General features: G+C 36.8%; 27 protein-coding genes. 21 read left to right on the forward strand and 6 right to left on the reverse strand.

The window, feature by feature from the left end:
- Nucleotides 1-942, forward strand: a complete 942-nt coding sequence (locus I215_RS02345) for an NAD-dependent epimerase/dehydratase family protein (protein WP_008990343.1) — start codon at nt 1-3, stop codon at nt 940-942.
- Here the strand turns inward: I215_RS02345 and I215_RS02350 are convergent.
- Together I215_RS02350 and I215_RS02355 are read right to left on the reverse strand one after the other, a co-directional pair.
- Complete coding sequence (locus tag I215_RS02350) at nt 939-1,709, reverse strand: glycosyltransferase family 2 protein (protein WP_156800178.1); 771 nt, start codon at nt 1,707-1,709, stop codon at nt 939-941. The genes I215_RS02345 and I215_RS02350 overlap by 4 nt on opposite strands.
- A 98-nt stretch (nt 1,710-1,807) precedes the next feature.
- Nucleotides 1,808-2,623, reverse strand: coding sequence for a 2,3,4,5-tetrahydropyridine-2,6-dicarboxylate N-succinyltransferase (locus I215_RS02355; protein WP_008990345.1), 816 nt, complete (start codon nt 2,621-2,623; stop codon nt 1,808-1,810).
- A gap of 283 nt (nt 2,624-2,906) precedes the next feature.
- Here I215_RS02355 and ruvX point away from each other — a divergent pair, with 283 nt between their 5' ends.
- The 8 genes from ruvX (at nt 2,907) to I215_RS02395 (ending at nt 8,387) form a co-directional block, all read left to right on the forward strand.
- Complete coding sequence (gene ruvX, locus I215_RS02360; protein WP_008990346.1) at nt 2,907-3,317, forward strand: Holliday junction resolvase RuvX; 411 nt, start codon at nt 2,907-2,909, stop codon at nt 3,315-3,317.
- Nucleotides 3,318-3,485: 168 nt separating this feature from the next.
- The gene (locus I215_RS02365) at nt 3,486-3,893 is read left to right on the forward strand and encodes a T9SS type A sorting domain-containing protein (protein ID WP_008990347.1); all 408 of its coding nucleotides are present in this window, start codon (nt 3,486-3,488) and stop codon (nt 3,891-3,893) included.
- Between the two features lie 141 nt (nt 3,894-4,034).
- Nucleotides 4,035-4,625 carry a peptide deformylase gene (def, locus tag I215_RS02370; protein WP_008990348.1) on the forward strand — a complete coding sequence of 197 codons (591 nt, stop codon included), beginning with the start codon at nt 4,035-4,037 and terminating at the stop codon, nt 4,623-4,625.
- A gap of 60 nt (nt 4,626-4,685) precedes the next feature.
- The gene (locus tag I215_RS02375) at nt 4,686-5,135 is read left to right on the forward strand and encodes a DUF5606 family protein (RefSeq protein ID WP_008990349.1); all 450 of its coding nucleotides are present in this window, start codon (nt 4,686-4,688) and stop codon (nt 5,133-5,135) included.
- A gap of 124 nt (nt 5,136-5,259) precedes the next feature.
- Nucleotides 5,260-6,036, forward strand: coding sequence for a nucleoside triphosphate pyrophosphohydrolase (mazG, locus tag I215_RS02380; RefSeq protein ID WP_008990350.1), 777 nt, complete (start codon nt 5,260-5,262; stop codon nt 6,034-6,036).
- Between the two features lie 128 nt (nt 6,037-6,164).
- Entirely contained in the window at nt 6,165-7,541 is a 1,377-nt protein-coding gene (locus I215_RS02385; protein WP_008990351.1) for an MATE family efflux transporter, read from the forward strand.
- Nucleotides 7,542-7,582: 41 nt separating this feature from the next.
- Nucleotides 7,583-7,813 (forward strand): hypothetical protein, encoded by a 231-nt coding sequence (locus I215_RS02390; RefSeq protein WP_008990352.1) that lies wholly within the window; start codon nt 7,583-7,585, stop codon nt 7,811-7,813.
- Nucleotides 7,814-7,817: 4 nt separating this feature from the next.
- Nucleotides 7,818-8,387: a phosphatase PAP2 family protein gene (locus tag I215_RS02395; RefSeq protein ID WP_008990353.1), complete on the forward strand. Its 570-nt coding sequence runs from the start codon at nt 7,818-7,820 to the stop codon at nt 8,385-8,387.
- Here I215_RS02395 and I215_RS02400 read toward each other — a convergent pair.
- Nucleotides 8,384-9,097: a class I SAM-dependent methyltransferase gene (locus I215_RS02400; protein ID WP_008990354.1), complete on the reverse strand. Its 714-nt coding sequence runs from the start codon at nt 9,095-9,097 to the stop codon at nt 8,384-8,386. The genes I215_RS02395 and I215_RS02400 overlap by 4 nt on opposite strands.
- A 231-nt stretch (nt 9,098-9,328) precedes the next feature.
- Between I215_RS02400 and I215_RS02405 the strand changes: the two genes are divergently transcribed.
- A complete protein-coding gene (locus tag I215_RS02405; protein WP_008990355.1) occupies nt 9,329-9,838 on the forward strand; it encodes a YkgJ family cysteine cluster protein in 510 nt (169 codons plus the stop codon).
- A 75-nt stretch (nt 9,839-9,913) separates the two neighbouring features.
- Nucleotides 9,914-10,747: a sterol desaturase family protein gene (locus tag I215_RS02410; protein WP_008990356.1), complete on the forward strand. Its 834-nt coding sequence runs from the start codon at nt 9,914-9,916 to the stop codon at nt 10,745-10,747.
- A gap of 15 nt (nt 10,748-10,762) precedes the next feature.
- Here the strand turns inward: I215_RS02410 and I215_RS02415 are convergent, their stop codons facing one another.
- Nucleotides 10,763-11,998 (reverse strand): exo-beta-N-acetylmuramidase NamZ family protein, encoded by a 1,236-nt coding sequence (locus I215_RS02415; protein WP_008990357.1) that lies wholly within the window; start codon nt 11,996-11,998, stop codon nt 10,763-10,765.
- A 3-nt stretch (nt 11,999-12,001) separates the two neighbouring features.
- Here I215_RS02415 and I215_RS02420 point away from each other — a divergent pair, with 3 nt between their 5' ends.
- The 9 genes from I215_RS02420 (at nt 12,002) to I215_RS02455 (ending at nt 20,758) form a co-directional block, all read left to right on the forward strand.
- Nucleotides 12,002-13,237 carry an ABC transporter permease gene (locus I215_RS02420; RefSeq protein ID WP_008990358.1) on the forward strand — a complete coding sequence of 412 codons (1,236 nt, stop codon included), beginning with the start codon at nt 12,002-12,004 and terminating at the stop codon, nt 13,235-13,237.
- Nucleotides 13,238-13,313: 76 nt separating this feature from the next.
- Complete coding sequence (locus I215_RS02425) at nt 13,314-14,393, forward strand: Gfo/Idh/MocA family protein (protein WP_008990359.1); 1,080 nt, start codon at nt 13,314-13,316, stop codon at nt 14,391-14,393.
- A 129-nt stretch (nt 14,394-14,522) separates the two neighbouring features.
- A complete protein-coding gene (locus tag I215_RS16565) occupies nt 14,523-14,654 on the forward strand; it encodes a hypothetical protein (protein ID WP_262486259.1) in 132 nt (43 codons plus the stop codon).
- Between the two features lie 184 nt (nt 14,655-14,838).
- On the forward strand, nt 14,839-16,083 hold the full coding sequence (rocD, locus tag I215_RS02430) for an ornithine--oxo-acid transaminase (RefSeq protein WP_008990360.1): 1,245 nt from the start codon (nt 14,839-14,841) through the stop codon (nt 16,081-16,083).
- Between the two features lie 191 nt (nt 16,084-16,274).
- On the forward strand, nt 16,275-17,219 hold the full coding sequence (locus I215_RS02435; protein WP_008990361.1) for an ABC transporter permease: 945 nt from the start codon (nt 16,275-16,277) through the stop codon (nt 17,217-17,219).
- Nucleotides 17,216-18,163 carry an iron chelate uptake ABC transporter family permease subunit gene (locus I215_RS02440; protein ID WP_008990362.1) on the forward strand — a complete coding sequence of 316 codons (948 nt, stop codon included), beginning with the start codon at nt 17,216-17,218 and terminating at the stop codon, nt 18,161-18,163. Before I215_RS02435 ends, I215_RS02440 begins: the two co-directional genes overlap by 4 nt.
- A complete protein-coding gene (locus I215_RS02445) occupies nt 18,160-18,918 on the forward strand; it encodes an iron ABC transporter ATP-binding protein (protein WP_008990363.1) in 759 nt (252 codons plus the stop codon). The genes I215_RS02440 and I215_RS02445 overlap by 4 nt, the downstream gene beginning before the upstream one ends.
- A 69-nt stretch (nt 18,919-18,987) precedes the next feature.
- On the forward strand, nt 18,988-19,926 hold the full coding sequence (locus I215_RS02450) for a siderophore ABC transporter substrate-binding protein (RefSeq protein WP_008990364.1): 939 nt from the start codon (nt 18,988-18,990) through the stop codon (nt 19,924-19,926).
- Nucleotides 19,927-19,936: 10 nt separating this feature from the next.
- The gene (locus I215_RS02455) at nt 19,937-20,758 is read left to right on the forward strand and encodes a siderophore-interacting protein (RefSeq protein ID WP_008990365.1); all 822 of its coding nucleotides are present in this window, start codon (nt 19,937-19,939) and stop codon (nt 20,756-20,758) included.
- Nucleotides 20,759-20,870: 112 nt separating this feature from the next.
- On the opposite strand, the gene I215_RS02460 is transcribed toward I215_RS02455, so the two are convergent.
- Nucleotides 20,871-21,191 carry a CCC motif membrane protein gene (locus I215_RS02460; protein WP_008990366.1) on the reverse strand — a complete coding sequence of 107 codons (321 nt, stop codon included), beginning with the start codon at nt 21,189-21,191 and terminating at the stop codon, nt 20,871-20,873.
- A gap of 17 nt (nt 21,192-21,208) precedes the next feature.
- Nucleotides 21,209-21,505: a DUF2752 domain-containing protein gene (locus I215_RS02465; RefSeq protein ID WP_008990367.1), complete on the reverse strand. Its 297-nt coding sequence runs from the start codon at nt 21,503-21,505 to the stop codon at nt 21,209-21,211.
- A gap of 105 nt (nt 21,506-21,610) precedes the next feature.
- On the opposite strand from I215_RS02465, the gene I215_RS02470 reads away from it, so the two are divergent.
- Nucleotides 21,611-21,829 (forward strand): hypothetical protein, encoded by a 219-nt coding sequence (locus I215_RS02470; protein WP_008990368.1) that lies wholly within the window; start codon nt 21,611-21,613, stop codon nt 21,827-21,829.
- Nucleotides 21,830-21,852 lie beyond the last annotated feature (23 nt).

Genomic DNA, 21,852 nt, shown 5'->3' on the forward strand with positions numbered 1-21,852 from the left:
ATGAAAATATTGGTTACCGGTGCAGCCGGATTTATAGGTTCACATTGTGCAGAATACTTTGCCAAACAAGGTCACCAAGTGTATGGGGTAGATAATTTTGATCCCTATTACGATGTGTCATTAAAAAAGATAAATCAACAGGATATCGAGAAATCAGGGGTTCTTTTTATTGAGGCAGATTTATTGGAGGACCTAAAGGCCAAACTACCTAAAGATTTTGATTATGTTTTCCATTTTGCTGCACAACCTGGAATTTCCTCTAAAACTAGATTTAGTCAATTTGTTGCGAACAACATTTGCGCAACTCAAAATCTGTTAGAATGGGTATATGGTTCAAGCCCTAAATTAAAACTTTTTATAAATATTGCAACCTCCTCCATTTATGGGCGATTGGCTACCTATCCCGAGACCACAGGGCCTAAACCTGTCTCCTTTTATGGGGTGACAAAATTGGCGGCTGAACAGTTAGTTCTTGGAGCACACCGAAGTGGTAAGCTTCCTGCTTGTTCACTTCGCCTTTATTCGGTATATGGACCAAGAGAGCGTCCTGAGAAACTATATACCAAACTTATCAAATCGATTTTTGAACAAACATCATTTCCACTCTTTGAAGGTAGTGAAAAGCATTCTCGAAGTTTTACTTATGTGGGGGATATTGTGAATGCAATGGCTTCAATAATTGGAAAACAGGACAGTATTCAGGGGGAAATTATTAATATCGGCACTGATCTTTCCTATACTACAGGTCAAGGAATAGCACTTATAGAAGAGATAATAGGTATAAAAGCAAAGATTCAGACTCAGCCTTTAAGACCAGGGGATCAACTGCGAACTACGGCTATTATTGATAAGGCACGTAAATTACTTGATTACAATCCAGATACGAGTTTTAAAGAAGGTCTTACAGCTCAGGTACACTGGTACGAGGCTAAATTTCTTTAGCTCTTGGCCTTTAATTCTAACGCGCGTTGCTCACGAAAACGCTCATAAACTCCTAAGGCATTTAGGTAACTAATAATTACTCCTTTTTTGCCGTCTAATATTCCCATTCGCAACAAATAGTGATTGAAAAACTTCCAAGCGGGTCTTAGATACTGCTTAAAAATGGACCATTTTTTTCCTTTTAAATGTGCTTGTTTAGCTTTTAATTGGCCGTAACGTATCATTTTACCTTTGTAGTCTTGATAGTTTTTATAGGAGTAGTGCAGGAGCTTTTCTTTTAATTTACCCTCGCTGCCGTTCACCTGTAAAGTCTCGTGTACGATTCGATCGTTTACAAACTCGCAGCGACTCTTTCGAAAAAGGCGATACACCTTATCTGTCTGCCATCCGCTAAAATACAGGCGCTGGTTTTTAAACATAAAACTGCGGTAATTCCAATAAGCATCAAAACTGTTGGGATCATTAATGGTCTGGATTATTTCTTTTTGAAGCTCTGGAGTAACTCGCTCATCAGCATCAAAAAAATATATCCAGTCATTTGTTGCCTGAGATAATGCATAAGATTTTTGTTTGGTAAAGTTTTCAAAAGCATGTTGTTGGGCTTTAACCTCTGGTCTACTTTGTAAGTATTCCCATGTGCCATCGTTGCTATAGGAGTCAACAACTATGATTTCGTGTGCAAAAATTACGCTGTCTATGCATTCCTCAATATACTCAATCTCATTATAGGTAATAATTACCACGGATAATTTAGTGCTTGTGCTCAACTTGGTGCTTTTTTGCAAATATATTGGGTAGTGAAGCAATAAAAAAATAAAACCTAGCCAAATGCTAGGTTTTAAGTAATATCAATTAAGATGGTAGGCTATACGGCTACGTTGTATTCTCTTAAAGCATCGTTTAAAGAGGTCTTTTTGTTGGTGCTCTCTTTTCGACGGCCAATAATCAGTGCACATGGAACCTGATATTCTCCTGCTGGAAATTTTTTGGTATAACTTCCTGGAATTACCACTGAACGAGCTGGTACTAGACCTTTCATCTCAACAGGCTTTTCTGAGGTGACATCTATAATTTTAGTAGATGCAGTCAAAACAACATTGGCTCCTAATACTGCTTCTTTTTCAACTCTAACACCTTCTACCACGATACTTCTAGACCCTAAAAAGGCATTGTCCTCAATAATTACTGGTGCTGCTTGTAATGGTTCAAGAACTCCTCCAATACCAACGCCACCACTAAGGTGAACGTTCTTTCCAATTTGAGCACAACTACCTACTGTTGCCCAAGTATCAACCATGGTACCTTCATCCACATAAGCTCCAATATTTACGTAACTTGGCATTAGGATGGTGCCAGGTGAAATATAGGCTCCGTGTCTAGCCACAGCATGTGGAACCACGCGAATACCTTTTTCTGCATAGTTTCTCTTTAAGGGAATTTTATCGTGGAACTCTAGTGGACCAGCTTCTATAGTTTCCATTTTTTGTATTGGGAAATACAAAACCACAGCTTTTTTCACCCATTCATTGACTTGCCAGTCCCCTTCAGAAGGTTGTGCTACTCGAAGATTTCCTTTGTCTAATAAATCAACGACCTCTCTAATAGTTTCTTGAGTATCGTTATTCTTTAACAGCTCCCTGTCTTCCCAGGCTGCTTCAATGATTGTACGTAGTGCATTCATAAATATCAAATTTTGTTACAAATATAAGCTTGTTGTTTGTAATTTTAAAAGGATTTGACAGCTGTAACATTTATAGCTGTATTGTTTACAAAAACATATTTCGTTATATTAATTGTTTTGGAGATCGTTTTAAAATCTTACTATTGCCGTGCTGTAAGTTTCTAGTAATAAGCAAGGTTGGCAGGACTAAGTGATGAATTGTGAATAACTTCATGGATAAGTTCTTGTTTTGTAAAATCCAAGACCTGATTTTCGACGTATTTTTGTTGTAAAGCATTTTATAATGGCAAGGATACTGGCAATTGATTTTGGAGAAAAAAGAACGGGAATCGCCGTAACCGATCCTTTACAAATAATTGCATCTGGGCTTACCACGGTAAGTACCACGGAATTATTGGAATATTTAAGGGATTATGTGTCAAAAGAAGAAGTGGAGCTTATTGTCATAGGGCAGCCTAGACGAATGAATAACGAGTTTTCTGAGGTGGAACAAAAGATTCAACATTTTATAAATATTTTGAATAAAGAACTTCCACAGATTGCCGTTACTAGGGTTGATGAACGATTTACCTCTAAGATTGCATTTCAAAGTATGTTGGATGGTGGGGTGAAGAAGAAGGATAGGCGGAAAAAAGAACTTTTGGACAAAGTGAGTGCAACAGTGATATTACAATCGTATTTGTACAATCGTTAAATTATAAGCGGTTGATGCTTAAAACGTTAAATTCAACCAAAAAAAGCTACATCTTAAAGATATAGTGGAAACAAAAAGGATTTTTTATTAAATTTGTTAGTATACCTCCCCCCAAGCTTTATTAATGTAGTTTTAAATTAAGTCTAACCCAAAAACAAAGTGAATGAGATGAGAATTACCCTACTTGTATTTTTAATTATTCAATTGGCCTTTCCTGCTAATGCAGGAGAAGAGGTCGAGACTGTGCCCCAAGCAATAGCCCATGAAGCTTCTGATTTCAACACCTCAACTCCAATGAATCTGGATTTAATGTTGGCATTTTACGCCTCTTCAGTGGAGAATTCATTAAAGATATTTCCAAACCCCGTAAAACGTAAGGATATGCTGCATATCACAACCACTGATACCGGTTCAAAGAAACTTTCTTTTTACGATATTACGGGAAAGGTGGTGAAGATTCTAGAGACTAATAGGACTGCTTTTGCCTTTAGTGTATCGGATTTGGATAGTGGAGTTTATATTTTAAACATTTCCACCCCTAATTATCAAGCTGCAAAAAAGGTAATAGTTCAGTAACAAAGGCAACTCCATAAAATCATAGCTTTTTGCGATCCAAAGTGTAGAAATAGGTAAGGGTTTAACGTTTCTTTTGATCCTTTGCGCTTTATTTTTAGTATTTACTTTGTATTTTTGCACTCTTAATCGAAAAGGATTATTATGATATTACCGATTACTGCCTATGGCGATCCTGTTCTTAGAAGGGTTGGCAAAGACATTTCGAAGGATTATCCAAATTTGGATAATCTGATTGAAAATATGTTTGAAACCATGTACAATGCCTATGGAGTTGGTCTGGCCGCTCCCCAGATAGGACTACCTATACGCCTTTTTGTAATAGATACGAGTCCCTTTGCTGAGGACGAAGATCTATCAGAGCAACAGCGAGAGTTTTTAGCAGGCCTTAAAAAGGTTTTTATCAATCCTAAGATCGTTCAGCAGACAGGTGAGCCGTGGGTTTTCAATGAAGGGTGTTTGAGTATACCAGATGTTAGAGAGGATGTTTCTCGCTGTGAGCGCATTAAAATTGAATACCTTGACTCTGAGTTTAATAAGGTTATTGAAGAGTATGATGGTCTTGCAGCCCGAGTGATTCAGCATGAATACGATCATATAGAAGGTATATTGTTTACAGACAAATTGTCCAGTCTTAAAAAGAGGCTACTAAAAGGGAAATTAGGTAGCATTTCTAAAGGAAAAATAAATGTTGACTACAGAATGAAATTTCCTGATGCTAAAAAAGGGAGATAATCATTTTGTTTATTTGCACAAAGCACAGATATTTGCGCACTCAAAAATTAATAGTGATATATGGGTTTAGAAAAAATATTATCGATTTCCGGGAAACCAGGGCTATATGAACTAAAGGCACAAACACGTAGTGGATTTGTTGCGGAATCTTTAATTGATGGAAAGAAGCTAAGTGTAGGGCTTAAAAACAATGTGAGTCTACTTTCTGAGATAGCTATTTACACCTTGGAAGAAGAAGTTCCTTTGAAAGAGGTCTTTAATAAGATTAAAGAAAAAGAAAATGGCGGTAAAACAGAGATTAGCCATAAGGATCCAAAAATTAAATTGGAAGAATATTTTTTCGAAGTTCTACCTGATTATGATGAGGACCGTGTGTATGCAAGTGATATCAAAAAAATAATTCAATGGTATAACCTTTTACACGACAAAGGAATCACTGATTTTGATACCCAAGAGCAGGAAGAATCTGATGTAAAACAGGAAGATCAAAATGAGAAATCGGCCGAGTAAAGTATTATTTACATTTTAATATAATATTTAGAGCTGTCATACTTTTTAGTACGATGGCTCTTTTTCTTTTTAAAAAGACTGTAAATTGCAATCTTTTGCATGATTAATTCTTAAGTATAGAACAATGAGTAATTCCAGAGAAGACCAACTTGAAGCCTTTGATAGACTTTTAACTATTATGGATGAGTTAAGGGAGCAATGTCCATGGGATAGGAAACAAACGATGCAATCCTTAAGACATCTAACAATCGAGGAGACTTATGAATTAGGAGATGCTATTTTGGATAATGATTTAGTTGAGATCAAGAAAGAGTTAGGAGATGTATTATTACATATTGTTTTCTATGCAAAAATAGCTAGTGAGACAAATGATTTTGATATGGCAGATGTCGCTAATGAAATCTGTGAGAAATTAATTAGCCGACATCCACATATTTATGGTGATGTAAAGGTAGAGAATGAAGAGGATGTGAAGCGTAACTGGGAAAGTCTAAAGCTTAAGGAAGGAAATAAAAGTGTTTTATCAGGTGTTCCCAAAAGTTTACCTGCATTAGTAAAGGCTAATCGAATACAGGATAAGGTAGCTGGTGTTGGCTTTGATTGGGAAGAGCCTAAACAGGTGTTTGAGAAGGTGAAAGAAGAATTGGCAGAATTGCAATTTGAAGTTGAGAAAGGGGATAAGGATACTATGGAATCTGAGTTTGGTGATGTACTATTTTCTATGATTAATTATGCACGGTTTCTAAAAATCAACCCAGAAAATGCTTTAGAGAGAACCAATAAGAAATTTATTAAACGATTCCAGTATCTAGAACAACAAGCCAAAGCTTTGGATAAATCGATCTCCGATATGACCCTAGCTGAAATGGATGTTTATTGGGAAGAGGCGAAGAGGCTCTAAATTTATTTCTAGATAAGCATTGAGTTTTGATACTAATAATCTTTTGCAATTTTTTAACTTTTGATACCTCCGTAGTCATTAGGTCATCGTTTGCGTAAGATGTATCTTTGCCGTCTTAAAATTTTGGGATGGTTTTAGCGCAGTACACAAAAGAATTTTCTTATAATTTAAAACTAGCTTTTCCAGTTATACTTGGGATGTTAGGACATACCTTTGTCGCCTTTGCTGATAATATAATGGTGGGGCAACTGGGAACCACGGAGCTAGCGGCTGTATCGCTGGGCAATAGTTTCATTTTTGTAGCTATGTCTTTAGGAATAGGGTTTTCTACTGCTATCACCCCACTAGTTGCTGAGGCAGACGGTGCTCGAGATATTGAAGGTGGGCGCTCCTCCTTTAAGCACGGGCTGTTGTTGTGTACACTTATCGGTCTTGTTTTATTTGGTTTGCTCTTAGTTGCCAAACCTCTTATGTATTCCATGGATCAACCTGTTGAGGTAGTAGATTTGGCCATGCCTTATTTGGATCTGGTGGCTTTGTCTTTGGTGCCTCTAGTGATCTTTCAGGCTATGAAGCAATTTTCTGATGGTCTATCACAAACCAAATATCCAATGTATGCCACTGTGGTAGCCAATGTTATAAATATTAGCCTTAATTACCTTTTGATCTACGGTAAGTTTGGATTTCCAGAATTGGGTATCATAGGTGCCGCCATAGGAACATTGGTGTCTCGTTTTGTGATGGTTGCATACCTATGGTTCTTATTCATGAAAAATGATAAGATTAAACCATATTTAGTAAATTTTAAATGGCGAACCATTGAGAGGACGATGTTAAAAAAGGTGGCTAATTTAGGACTTCCCTCTGCATTACAAATGTTTTTCGAGGTGGGTATTTTCACCTCAGCAGTATGGCTTAGCGGTGTTCTTGGAACCAATCCTCAGGCTGCCAATCAAATTGCACTTAACTTATCTAGTATGACCTATATGGTCGGAGTTGGATTAAGTGTAGCGGCTATGATAAGGGTAGGCAACCAGAAGGGACTCAAGGATTATAAGGAGCTTCGTAGAATTGCGATCTCGGTGTTCTGTCTTACTTTTTTAATTGAAGTGGTGTTTGCCTTATGTTTTATTGTTTTTAGGCATTGGCTACCCACGGTCTATCTGGATCAAAATGATTTAGTAAATCTTGCTGATAATAATCAAGTGATAATAATTGCTTCTCAATTATTATTAGTAGCTGCCTTTTTTCAAATATCTGACGGTTTACAAATTGCTTTTTTAGGGGCTCTAAGAGGACTCCAAGATGTGAAGGTGCCCACTGCTATAACCTTCGTGGCTTATTGGTTAGTAGGATTTCCGATTTCTTACTTTTTAGGACTAAAAACGGACCTTGGTAATATGGGAATTTGGATAGGTTTATTATCGGGACTCACCATTGCCGCAATATTTTTGTATTTTAGATTTAATTATTTATCTCGAAAACTCATATTGACCAATCCATAGGTAAGTACTTTGGATCGCAATTGTTTAAATTAAACTATAAAATGGAACTACCTAAGTTTTTGTTGGGTGATAATACGGACTATCCAACGGCTATATTTATCATACATACCGATTATCCGAGGTTCATTATAAACCTTGAAGACGACCAAGTGGAGTGGCTAGAGGATTTCTCAGCAGAGGATGAAAAAGAGTTGTCCTCCGAGGCTGAAAATTTAATTCAAGCCGCCAACGATTTTTATGATCGGGAAGTAAATCGCTATAACGAATCCTAGTTTTATGGAGACATTAATTAATCTTGATCAAGAATTATTTCTTTTTCTAAATGGCCTAGGGACTTCTTCTTGGGATGGATTTTGGATGTTTATGACTAACAAATGGTCCTCTATTCCACTTTATGTTTTCTTATTGATTCTTTGTTTTATTAAATTAAAATGGAAAAAGACACTCTTAATATTAGTTTTAGTAGCCCTAATGGTTACGGTATCTGATCAGTTGTCTAATGTATTTAAATATGGCTTAGAGCGTTTGCGTCCATGCCACGACGGGTTAATCGAGAGTCAGATGCGGTTAGTAAAGTCCTATTGCGGGGGGGAATTTGGTTATTTTTCTGCTCATGCTTCCAACTCATTTGTAGTGGTAACCTTCTTTTCTTTGATTTTTAGAAGGATCTTTAATTGGTTGCCATTTCTTCTGATCATTTGGGGTATGACTGTAGCCTATAGTAGAATCTATATTGGGGTCCATTATCCACTTGATGTAATCACTGGTATTACATTTGGTATGTTAATAGGCTTGGTGTTTTACACTCTTTACCAATGGATAACTAAACGATTTTCGTTAGTTTAAACGGATTCTAGGGTGAGTCGGGCAAGATAATCGTAGTGATCTCCCTCTAGAATTAACTCACACTTAAATCCAGCTGCCTCGCTAAGAGTACATAGGCTATTGAAATCTAAATATAACCAAGTAGTAGATTGTGATTCCCCTTGATATTTTAGGGTGTAATCTAATTCCCCGTAATAATCATAAGGTGTGTTAACCCAATGTCCGCCATCTTCGTCTTGGTCAAACATATAGATAATATCTGAGGAATCAATTAAGATTTGCCCACTAGGATTTAATAGACTTTTTAATTTGTTTAGTTTCCCTGTGACTTGTTGATGTTTTTGAAAGATTCCACTTCCATTCATTAACATAAGAAGAGTGTCGAAAGCACCTTGTTGTAAAGTAAAGACATCGTTATTTATAACTTTTTTAATTCCCCTTAGGCGACAAGTTTCTATACTTCCTTTGGAGCTATCTAGGGCAGTAACATCCATCCCTCGGACCTCTTGAAGGTATAACGAATGACTGCCGCTACCAGCGCCAATATCTAGTACGGATCCCTTGCTTAGCTCTAAGGCTTTTTGCTCTATTGGTGGCATTTGATCATAGGTTCTAAAGAGGTATGACATGGGTAAAATGTCTTGCTCGGATATGGAAGTCTCTGTCAGTAGATCTTCTTTTGATAGCTTTGTAAAATAATTGTATAGGGCTTTGCCGAAAAGGTCTTTCATCGAAATGAAGTATGGTTTTAATGTTGTTCTATGATACTCGGGTGCTGTTTTGTACTTTTGTTTCTTAAATAAACCTATTGATCCACGGTCAAAAGCATAACTTTAAAGGATGATTTCTTTTGGCAAATATGGTGAACTTTTAGGTTTTATGGAAAGATTATTTACAAACTTAAAGGATCGCGGCTTTCCTGCCATTGTCGTATGGTATAATGGCTAATGTGCAGTATATGTATGGAGAATGAAGATTTTCAAAAACATTTAGAACAACTTCCTCTGCTTGCCAAGAAGAAGCATGCTGAAAATAAAAAGTATTTTGCTAAGCTAAAAAAGAAGCCGCCTAAGGACTTAGATTACCAAATGCAGGAGTTACACCAACAGACCTTTGCTCATACCAATTGTCTTGAGTGTGCCAATTGTTGTAAGACGACAGGGCCTTTATTTACAAGTGCTGATATTACTCGGATTTCCAAACATCTGAAAATGAAGGAGCAACAATTTATAGCTACTTATTTGCAAATTGATGAGGATAATGATTATGTATTAAAAGAGTTACCTTGTTCCTTTTTAGACCACCAGAACTACTGTATGATATATGATGTACGTCCAAAAGCATGTCGTGAATACCCCCATACGGATCGAAAAAAGTTTCATCAAATCGCATCTCTTACCATTAAAAACACCGCTATTTGTCCTGCAGCCTATGAGATTGTTGAAAAGATGAAAAAGAATTTACCGATGTAGATTAGTCTTTTTCCCTTTAATTTCTAAGGCTCTTTATCACCCTATATTTTTTGGGAAAAAATAGTATATTGTGGTATGCAACAGTTGATTGACTATTTTGAGACCATACCATCCTGGGTGAGGAGTTTGATTCTTGTCGGGGGCATTACTTTTTTTTGGGTTTTGGAGTATGGAGTGCCACTTTTTAATTTCAACTACAAAAAAGTTCGGCATGCCATCCCCAATATTTTCTTTACCCTGACCACTGTTGTGGTTAATTTCTTGCTCGCTTTTTTACTTTTAAAAAGCAGTGATTGGGTGAGTGAACATGAATTTGGGATTATCCACTTATTTCCCCTACCACTTTGGGCTAGTGTTCTCATAGGTTTATTGGTTTTAGACTTTGTTGGTGCATGGCTAGCGCATTGGGTACAACATAAAATTAAACCCCTTTGGATGTTTCATTTGATTCATCACACCGATAATTTTGTGGATACCACCACAGCCAACAGACACCATCCAGGGGAGAGCGTGATTCGTTTCTTTTTTACCCTTTTAGGAGTTCTTGTGGGAGGGTTGCCAATTGGTATAGTTTTGCTTTATCAATCCCTTTCAGTTGTTTTCGCCCAACTTACCCATGCCAATATACGGTTGCCCAAAAAATTAGATACAGCCATTAGCTGGATCTTAGTTTCTCCTGATATGCATAAGGTTCATCACCACTATAAGTTGCCTTATACCGACACTAATTACGGAAATATTTTTTCCATATGGGATCGTTTATTAGGAACCTTTTCTGCCATGAAAAATGAGGATCTTATCTACGGTATAGATACCTATCCCGATGTAGACTCCAACACACATGTTGGCAGGTTACTAAAACTTCCATTTAATAAATACAGAGCACCCGATGGCGGGAAATTTGAGTAGAGATTTTAAGAGTTACTACTCTTTGTAGATAAGGTACTTTTTTCTAATTTCTTTAAAGTGGTCTAAATCTTGTTTCCAACTCATGCTTATTTCCCCAGCGCTTAGACCATTTTCAATTTGTTTTTGAAGCTGTGCCGTTCCAGCATGTTTAGTAAAGGATGAGGTTCGGAAAAACTTTGATTTATCAGTGCTATGCTCATAGGCCTCTATGATCCAGCTTAGATCAACCTTTTTTGGCGGAGTGATTTGGCTTAAGTCTTTTCCGAAGCATAAATCCCCGTTGTGTTTCGGGTCTTTTGAGCCAAAATTGGGTTTAGGAGTATAGGTGAAGGTAAAGAATTGTTTGTCTAAAAATGGTGCTCCAAAGCGTTGAAATTGATATTCAGTTCCTCTTCCAGCATTAACATGTGTCCCTTCAAATAGCCCGAGACTTGGATAGAGCTCAACGGATTGGTCATTGGGTAAGTTAGGGGAAGGGCGAATAGGGAGGCTATAACTAGAGTGGTGAGTGTAGTTTTTTAAAGGAATCACAGTCAAATCACATTGTACACCTTCCTTAAGCCACTTTTCTCCATTGAGCATTGTGGCATATTCACCAATGGTTAGCCCGTAGACTAAGGGAATTGGAACTAGACCTAAAAAGCTACTGTTTTCAAGCTCTAATATTGGGCCATCGACAAAGGATCCATTGGGATTTGGTCGATCTAATACAATTACCGGAATATTTTTCTCAGCACATGCTTCCATCACCAGGTGAAGGGTTGAGGTATAAGTATAAAAGCGCACTCCCACATCTTGAATATCGAATATCATGAGTTCAATTCCTTCTAACTGCTCTGCACTTGGCTTTCTTGAATCACCATAAAGTGATACTATGGGAAGACCCGTTTTGGTGTCTTTGTTCCCTACCACGTGCTCTCCTGCATCAGCCTCTCCTCTAAATCCGTGCTCGGGCGAATATATTTTTTGAACCTTTACATCCATCGCTAGTAGAGAATCTACCAAATGAGTGTAAGTCTCATCATTTTTAAAAATTACCGAAGTATTATTGGCTACCACACCTACTTTTTTATTCCCTATCAGGGAACGGTACTGGGCGGTTTGGTTGGCGCCTACAATAATTTGTTTTGGGGTAGTACGATTGTCCTTTTCCACCGCCTTTGTTTTTTGTTTTTGGCTACCATTTGCACACGAAATGATGAGTAAAAACGATAATAATAATGTACTTTTGAATATCTTAAAGTTTCGCATAGTTTGAATTTAGAATATTTTATTGCTAAACGCCTCATAAAAGGAGGGGGACATAAAAATAGTATATCGGCACCAATTATAAAAATTGCAATTTCCGCTATTGCACTTGGTTTGGTGATGATGCTTATTGCTATTGCCACTGGTGTGGGTCTACAGCATAAAATTAGAGAAAAAATTGCTGCCTTCAACGGGCATGTGCAAATTTACAACTATGACAATAACAATTCAGAGGTTTCTGTAAACCCTGTTTCAATACATCAAGATTTCTATCCAGAGTTTAAATCAATTGACGGGATTAACCACGTTCAGGCTGTAGCTGCCAAAGGAGGTATTATACGAACTGAAAGTACCTTTGAAGGGATTATAGCAAAAGGTGTAGGAAAGGATTTTAACTGGGAGCCTTTTAAGGAATTTTTAGTTCAAGGAAGACTACCTAACTATTCAGAAAAACGAAATGAAGAAGTACTCATATCGTCCTATTTGGCCAATCGTTTAGGCTTTGAAGTTGGAACGGAGTTTTGGGCATTTTTTCTTAAAGATGATGTCGATGACATCCCTAATCAAATCAAGTTTTCAATAGTTGGTATTTATGATAGTGGTTTTCAGGATTTTGACGCTAACTATTTATTTGCTGATCTCAGACATATTCAAAGGATGAACGGGTGGTCGGCAGACCAAGTTGGATCATTCGAGGTTTTTATAGATGACTTTGATAAGATCAGAGAAATGAGTAGGGCCATTTATGGTGTTACGCTCTCTACTTTAGACTCCCAAAGTATTGCAGATAAGTATTTTACGATTTTTGAATGGCTTTCCCTTTTTGACTTTAATATTGCTATCATTATCGGTATTATGATTATCGTTGGAGGGATTAATATGATAACAGCCTTACTTGTTTTGATTCTCGAACGTACTCAAATGATTGGTATTTTAAAGGCTTTAGGGTGTAGCAATTGGAGTATTAGAAAACTATTCCTCTACAATGCTGTTTATTTAATTGCAATTGGGCTTTTTTGGGGTAACCTCATTGGTTTAGGACTTCTCTGGCTTCAAGACACCTTCGGTTTGGTTTCCTTAGATCCGGCCTCTTATTATGTGTCTCAGGCTCCTGTTTATATTCAACCAATGCATATAGTAGTGTTAAATATTGGCGTATTAGTACTTTGCTCACTAATGTTGCTACTTCCATCCTATATTATCACTAAAATTTCACCAGCTCGTTCCATTAAATTTGAGTAAATAACACAGTATTGTTTTGTAACCAATAGGTGTTTTCTGGATTATTTAGTAACTTCCATTAAATTCAACCAACACCATGAAAAGAAGACATTTTATTCAGTCCACTGGAATGATCGCGGCTTCTGCGTTTTTAGCCTCACCCAGTTACTTATTTGCCAAAAAGAGGCGCAAATTAGGAGTAGCATTAGTCGGCTTAGGATACTATAGTACTGACCTATTAGCTCCAGCATTACAACTTACCCAGCATTGTGAGCTCAAAGCCATTGTTACAGGAAGTCCAGAGAAGATCCCTATTTGGCAAACCAAGTATGGTATTCAGGACAAGAACGTATACAATTACCAAAACATGCATACTATGGCAGATAATGATGCCATCGATGTGGTTTATATTGTTCTTCCTCCTGCATTGCATGCTAAATACAGCATTATTGCTGCAAATGCTGGTAAACATGTATGGTGTGAAAAACCCATGGAAATAAGCGCAAAAAAATGCCAATCCATCATAGATGCTTGCGCAAAGAATAATGTTAAGCTATCCATCGGTTATCGCATGCACCATGAGCCCAATACACAAAAGCTAATGCATTGGGCAAAGACAACTCCCTATGGGAAAATCAACCATGTCTATGCGGAGGCTGGATATTTTGAGAGCCGAATTTCCCACTGGAAACAAATCAAAGAACTAGGTGGAGGAGCAATGTATGATATGGGGGTTTATCCACTCAATGCCATCAGATATACCAAAGCAATGGAACCAATTGCAGTGCGCGCCAAACATCAAACCACCAGACCAGAAATTTATCATGAGGTCGACGAGACAACCTTGTTTGATTTTAAATTTGAAGATGGTTCCACGGCAAGTGGAAAAACAAGTTTTGGGGAGAATATTAATAATTTAGAAGCTGATTGCAATTCAGGAAATTATTACTTGCGCCCATTCCAATCTTATACGGGGGTGTCCGGAGCTTCAAGCGATGGAACTGTTCTTAATGCCTTTCAAGGAAACCAACAAGCCAAACAAATGGATACTGATGCGTTAGCTATTTTGCAAAACAAAGAAGTTTTAGTTCCTGGGATTGAAGGATTAAAAGATATTGCCATTGTGGAGCAAATATACAAGTCTGCTAACAACAACGGAGAATGGATCACCTTATAATACTGAACATGTTGATTTTGAGTTAAATAATACTTAAAAGAATTGTGGTTTACTATATAATTCGTTAACTTAGGAATCAGATTAAAGACCCCAAATAGAAATTAATTATTAATCTTTAAATCAGTTATTATGGGGCAAGAATTACATCATGATTCACCTGTATTAATCTATGCACTTAAAGCTTTAGTCTTTTTATTGATTGCAGTTTTATCTGGAGTTGTAATCTCCACAGTGCTTGCTATTTTAGGCATTTTGAATTAGATTATTGTACGGATAGAATCCATAAAAGTTCTTAATCTATTAGTAGGTTAAGGACTTTTTTGCTTTAATTGTAATTTTTTTTTGAGACTAAATAAAATAGTTTCAAATTTGTCAAAACTGCTTGGATGATTTCTCTCCAATAAGAAGGAATAGTAAAGTATCACATTTAAATTAGAATTTCACAATGTCAGTATTGGAAAAATTAAGTTCTCAAGGTGCTATTGCACTCGAAGAAAAGTATGGTGCGCATAACTATCACCCTTTACCAGTTGTTTTAACCAAAGGCGAAGGGGTTTATATGTGGGATGTTGAAGGAAAAAAATATTACGATTTCCTCTCAGCCTACTCGGCCGTAAACCAAGGCCATTGTCATCCTCGTATTTTGGATGCTTTGATCCAACAATCCAAGAGTCTCCACCTTACCTCAAGAGCATTTTACAATGATATGTTAGGGCGTTTTGAGTCCTATGTGACATCATTCTTTGGGTTCGATAAGGTACTGCCTATGAATACTGGGGCAGAAGCCGTGGAAACAGCTATAAAAATATGTAGGAAATGGGCTTATGAGAAAAAGAACATTCCTGAACAGCAAGCAAAAATTATCGTATGTGAAAATAACTTTCACGGTAGAACAACAACAATCATTTCATTTTCTAATGATCCTGATGCTCGGAAGAATTTTGGGCCGTATACCCCTGGATTTGTAAAAATACCATATGATGATCTTACAGCCCTTGAAAAAGTGCTTAAAGAGGAAGAACACATAGCTGGATTTTTAGTCGAACCTATACAGGGTGAAGCTGGAGTTTATGTGCCATCTGAGGGGTATTTAAAACAGGCAAAACAACTTTGTGAAAAGCACGATGTATTGTTTATAGCAGATGAAATACAAACAGGAATAGCTCGTACAGGAGAGATACTAGCGGTTGATCACTGTGGGGTGAAACCAGATATGTTAATTCTTGGTAAGGCGCTTAGCGGAGGCGTGTACCCAGTTAGTGCGGTATTAGCTAATGATCATATTATGGAAGTAATTAAACCTGGCCAGCATGGGAGTACCTTTGGGGGAAACCCAGTTGCTGCATCTGTGGCCATTGAAGCCCTATCTGTGGTGGAGGATGAAAAATTGGCTACTAATGCCAAGGAATTAGGAATCCTCTTTAGAGCTAAGATACAGGAGTATATTGATGGGAGTTCAATTGTGATTGAGGTTCGAGGTATGGGATTGTTAAATGCTATTGTAATTAATGATAGCGAGCAAAGTGATACAGCTTGGAATGTATGCTTAAAACTAAAGGAGAATGGACTTCTAGCCAAGCCAACTCATGGAAACATCATTCGGTTTGCACCTCCCTTGGTGATTACCCATGAACAGTTACTCGAATGTGTTTCCATTATTATTAAAACTTTAAAGGAGTTTGAGGTTTAAATCTTTTTAATTCTTTTAAATTAATTTAAAATTCCCGGTACGAAAGTGTCGGGTTTTTTTTCTACCAATAGTTGATTTGTTCCTTGAAATAGAATGTTAAATCCTTAAATTCTAACAAACTCTTAAGAGTTTTAGGTTTTATTATCTGGATAATCTTTATAATTTCGCTATTTAGAATTAGTTTAAATAAATTGAAGATATCTCAGCTCATTATACTGCTATTCTTATTGGTAATACTATCAATTTTTGTTGGGGTATCCGATATTTCTCTATTGAATTTTTTAAAGTGGGATGAGCAGCAAAGGCTTGTAATGGTGATTAGTAGAATCCCCAGAACAGCCGCTCTGATTCTAGCTGGTGTTGGGATGAGCGTTTGTGGTCTTATTATGCAACAGATGACCCAAAACCGCTTTGTTTCTCCTACTACTGCTGGCTCCCTAGATGCTGCTAAGATGGGGATTTTGGCCTCATTAATATTTATTCCCCAAGCGGGTCTTTGGTTTAAGTCGCTTTTCGCTTTTGGATTCACCTTTTTAGCGAGTATTATCTTTTTAAAAATTGCCGATCGCATTAGATACAGAAATGTTATTTTCATTCCCATTGTGGGATTGATGTTTGGTGGTATTTTAAATTCTATCACGACCTTTTTTGCCTATAAAAATGACATTGTTCAAAATGTAAATGCTTGGATGATGGGCGATTTCTCTGGAGTACTTCAAGGCCAGTACGAGTTGATTTATTTTAGTGTACCTGCTGTTGTGATTACCTATTTGTATGCCAATAAATTTACCCTTGTTGGAATGGGAGAGGACTTCTCTAAAAACTTAGGGTTGAATTATAGGGCAGTGATGAATATTGGTCTGTTTTGTGTATCCTTAACAGTGAGTGTGGTTGTACTAACTATTGGTACCATCCCTTTTTTAGGACTTGTTGTTCCAAATATTGTGAGTGTACTCTTTGGAGATAATTTAAAAAATACTTTGCCAATTACAGCCATCTTTGGAGCGATCTTCCTTCTGATATGTGATATACTTGGGAGGTTAATTATCTTTCCTTTTGAAATTCCGATAGGGATGACTGTAGGTCTTATTGGTGGTGTTATTTTCTTAATCTTATTAATTAGACAAAGATCATGAGTACCACTACAAAAATACTGATACTTGTCTTCCTTACCCTTTCTTTAAGTGGACTGTTCTTGTTTTACAATCTTCCAAATAGTTGGGAGTATGCCTTGGAAAGAAGAGGTTTTAAGGTAGCCTCTATGATTGTAGTGGGATGCTGTATTGCCTATTCATCGGTGGTTTTTCAGACCTTGACAAATAATAAAATTTTAACGCCATCCATTATGGGCTTTGAGGCAGTTTATATGTTGTTTCAAACCTTAATTGTTTTCATATACGGAGATCAGACTTTTCAGGTTATTAAGAATTCTGGGAACTTTTTTATCTCCGTTGGCCTCATGATGGTTTTTGCCTTGTTATTGTTTGTATTGATTTTCAAAAAAGGAAAAAGCAACATGTACTTTTTACTGCTCATTGGTCTTGTCTTAGGGACCATATTTACCACCATGAGTTCATTCCTTCAACTGGTTATTGACCCCAATGAATTCTTAATAGTCGAGCAAAAAATGTTTGCTTCTTTTAACAGAATGAACATAGATATTTTCTGGTATGCCTTAGGCTTTATGATTCTTTGTTTTATAATCGGATTTAGAAAATTACAACACTTAGATCTTATTTCATTAGGAAGAGAAAACGCCATTAATCTTGGATTGGATTATAACAAATCGATCAAGTTCTATTTGTTTATCATTGCAGTTTTAGTCGCCGTTTCAACTGCCCTTGTGGGACCTTTAACCTTCTTGGGTATTCTGGTGACAAACCTCACGTATGAATTATTTAAAACATATAAACACAGCATTCTGATACCTTGTTGCTGCCTGGTGAGCGCTGTGGCGATTTTGGGTGGTCAGTTTCTGGTAGAGCAGGTGTTTAATTTCAATACCACCATAAGTATCATTATTAATTTCATAGGGGGACTATACTTTATGTTCCTTCTACTAAAGGTTAGAAAGGTATGATTAGCGTAGATAGTATTACTAAAAAGTATTCGGAAAACACTGTTGTAGACCAAGTTTCGATGCAGTTCCCAGTAGGGAAGATTACATCACTTATCGGTGCAAATGGCGCTGGGAAAAGTACATTGTTATCCATCATATCCAGACTTCTTAAACAGAACAATGGAAATATCATGATCAATGATAAAAACTTAGAATCCTATAAAAGTAGAGCATTAGCCAAGCAGCTGTCCATATTAAAACAGTCCAATCATTTGGAGCTCAAATTAACCGTGCGCGAACTCATTGGGTTTGGTCGTTTTCCATACTCACAAGGAAAATTAACAAAGCAGGATGAAGTTAAAATAGCTGAAGCAATTGACTTTTTAGATTTAGGTGATATCCAGGATAAATACATTGATCAACTCAGTGGGGGACAAAAGCAAAGAGCCTTTCTAGCCTTAGTTGTGGCTCAGGATACGGATTACATATTGCTCGACGAGCCCTTAAACAATCTGGATATGAAACACTCTGTTCAGATAATGAAGCGTCTAGAGCAACTGTGCAAGGAGAAAGGAAAAACTATCATCATAGTTATACATGAAATTAACTTTGCTTCTCATTACTCTGATTATATAGTTGCGATGAAAAATGGGAAGATCATACATTCTGGAGCAACACAGGATATTATGAACCCAAAAGTTCTCTCAGAGGTGTTTGAAATTGATTTTGAAATCATTCATAAATCGGGAAAACAGCTATGTAATTACTTTTATTAACGCTTTTTATGGTGGAGCCGCAGAAGAACTTATAATAAATATGAATTGTAAAAATTAAAAATGAGTTTTATGAAAAATAGTTTTAAAATAGCCGCACTGCTTTTGGCCATCGTTTTGGTAGGCTGTAAGGATGAAAAAAATAAAAATGATGCACAGGTGGATACACAACTCGAGACAGTTAAAGTGACGCATGAATTAGGGACGGTGGAAATCGTTAAAGACCCAAAGCGGGTGGTGGCCTTAGATTTTGCTTCCCTAGAAATGCTTGATTTATTAGGCGTAAAAGTCGTGGGGGCTCCAAAGGCATCTCTGCCAGCACAATTATCCAAGTACCAGGATGATGCCTCGGTTGTTGATTTGGGAAATCTCAAAGAAATTAATTTTGAGAAACTTAATGAACTTGAACCAGATGTGATTTTCTTATCAGGTCGCCTACAGAGCTCGTATGATGAAATTTCAAAAATAGCTCCTGCTGTTTATACTGAAATTGATTATACTAATTACATGGAATCCTTAGGCGATATCACACAGATGTACGCCACAATATTTAATGATCCTCAAACCACAACCGTGGCCTTGGAAGCACTAGAACAAAAGATTAATACCTTAAAGGAAAAGGTAAATCAATCAGACAAACGAGCATTGATTGTCCTTCACAACAAAGGCCGATTTAGCGCCTATGGAAAGGGGTCTCGATTTGGCATTATTCACGATGTATTTGGTGTTAAGCAGGCGGTTCAAGATTTAGAAGTGGGTCGTCATGGTCAAAGCATATCGAATGAATTTATCCAAAATGCCAATCCTGATTACCTGTATATCATAGATCGAAGCGCGGTAGTGGACAAGAGTGCAACTAATAAGGAGGAGATTGAGAATCAACTTATACAGCAGACAAATGCCTATAAAAATGACAATATAGTGTATTTAGATCCTGAGGTGTGGTATCTGTCTGGAGGAGGTATCTATTCCTTAAATAAAATGATCGAAGAGGTAAGTACGAACTTATAACCCTAAAGAAATGGCTCAAACTAAAGCAACAATTTCACGTAAGGTATTTCAATTGAAATCAAAGCAGTATATAACCCCTCACTATCTCAGGATTACCCTAAATGGAGATGTGAGTGATTTTGAGCATTCCACTGTTGGAGATAATAATAAAATATTTATACCACCGAAAGGAGTTAATGAGGTACAGTTTCCGGTATTGGACCCAGAGTCAAAAAAAATGGTTTATCAAAACACGGATACGGCTCCTTTTGTAAGAACATATACCCATAAGGGTGTTAATTTAGCAAAAAACGAACTCTACATAGACTTTGTGAATCACGGTGATAATGGACCTGCTTCCTCTTGGGCAATACATGCTGAGTTAGGAGATAAACTTGGTGTGGCCATGAGAACGGCTCCTAAAGAATTGTATCCAAGTGATGTCGATTGGTTTTTACTTGTTGGAGATGCTACTGCAATTCCAGTATTGGGAGCTATCCTGGAGGATCTTTCGGCATCATCCAAAGGGGTTTGTGTAATTCAAGTTAGCTCAAGTGAGGATATTCAAGAACTCCCTACCAAGGCTTCCATTGAATTTCATTGGATCGTGGAGGAGAATACCCAGGATGAGTCTAGACTTGTAAACCAAGTGAAATGTATCGCTATTCCTTCGGTGTCCAAATTTGGATATGTAGCCTGTGAGTTTTCTGCGGTGAAACAAATCAGAAATTACTTGCGCAAAGAACTCAAATGGATTTCTAATGAGCTTTACGCGTATTCTTACTGGAAGAATGGGGTTGCAGAGGATAGATCAGCCGCCGATAGGCAGGCTGAAAAAAAGTCTATTGCTTAAAAAGTAGTTTAAATAAGTAATTTGTAAAAAGGGTTTCAAAAGAAAAACAGTTGAAAGTTATGCTATTCAACTGTTTTTAACCTAAGTGATTTATATCCAATATGGGTTTAGATTATTGTAGACCCCATTGTTCGATTAAATCTTGTTGTTGCTCCTGTAACTCAGTCCAACCAATGGTTGAGATTAAATAAATTGTGTATGCTAAGTACAGCAAGTTTAAAATTAAGACCACTAAGGAAACTGTCTTTGCAGTTTTCATAGCTTGAACACCGTCGTAATTTTCTGGATCATTAGCGGCTTCTTTTAGTTTTTGGTTTGCCATATAAAAGGCAATTCCAGCAGGAATAAATCCAAGCCCACTAAGGCAGCAGCAAAGGAAGCCTACTATTGATAAAACATATTGAATCGTCGGATTAAGTTTTTGTCTTTCCATATTGATTGTTATAAGGGTTAAATTAGTTTAATGATAAAGCTTATGATGATTGTGGCAATAGTGAGTACTGCCAAATACATTTTTATTTTATTTGAGTTTTTAAAACTCATAAAAGTAGAAAGTCCTATGAAGATTATAAAGCCCAGTAAGGGGTAGATAGCAGGATACATCTTAAAGGCAGCTACAAATTCACCCTGACCTATTAATAGTAATGAACGTTGTAATCCACATCCAGGGCACTCCATTCCAAACAATGTTTTGTTTAAACATGGAAGCATGAGGTCCTCAACACTGCTGCTTAATAATTGTATCATTTAACTCTAATGCCTAAATATCTTATGTAAACTTATTAAAAAGTTGTGAATCTAACCCACTTCAAAGTAGTATTTTTGTATACTGGAAACAAAAAAGTTTACATTATGAGATTGTTCGCAATTATTTGTATTGTCATTGGAGCGGCGATTATTTTTATTAGTGACGGCCGCACGAGTTATGATGGATATTTAAAAATTATTGGTTTTATATTTTTAATGTTCGGACTTTATAAATGTACAAAATTTTGGGTTCAGGACTCATCTCAAGAAGGTGCAAAGGAAGATGATTCAGATGATCATCAAGATTTAGCAAGTAAAAACTAAGGCATTAAAATTCGTTTAACAAA

This window comes from Galbibacter marinus, assembly GCF_000300875.1.
Taxonomy (GTDB): domain Bacteria; phylum Bacteroidota; class Bacteroidia; order Flavobacteriales; family Flavobacteriaceae; genus Galbibacter; species Galbibacter marinus.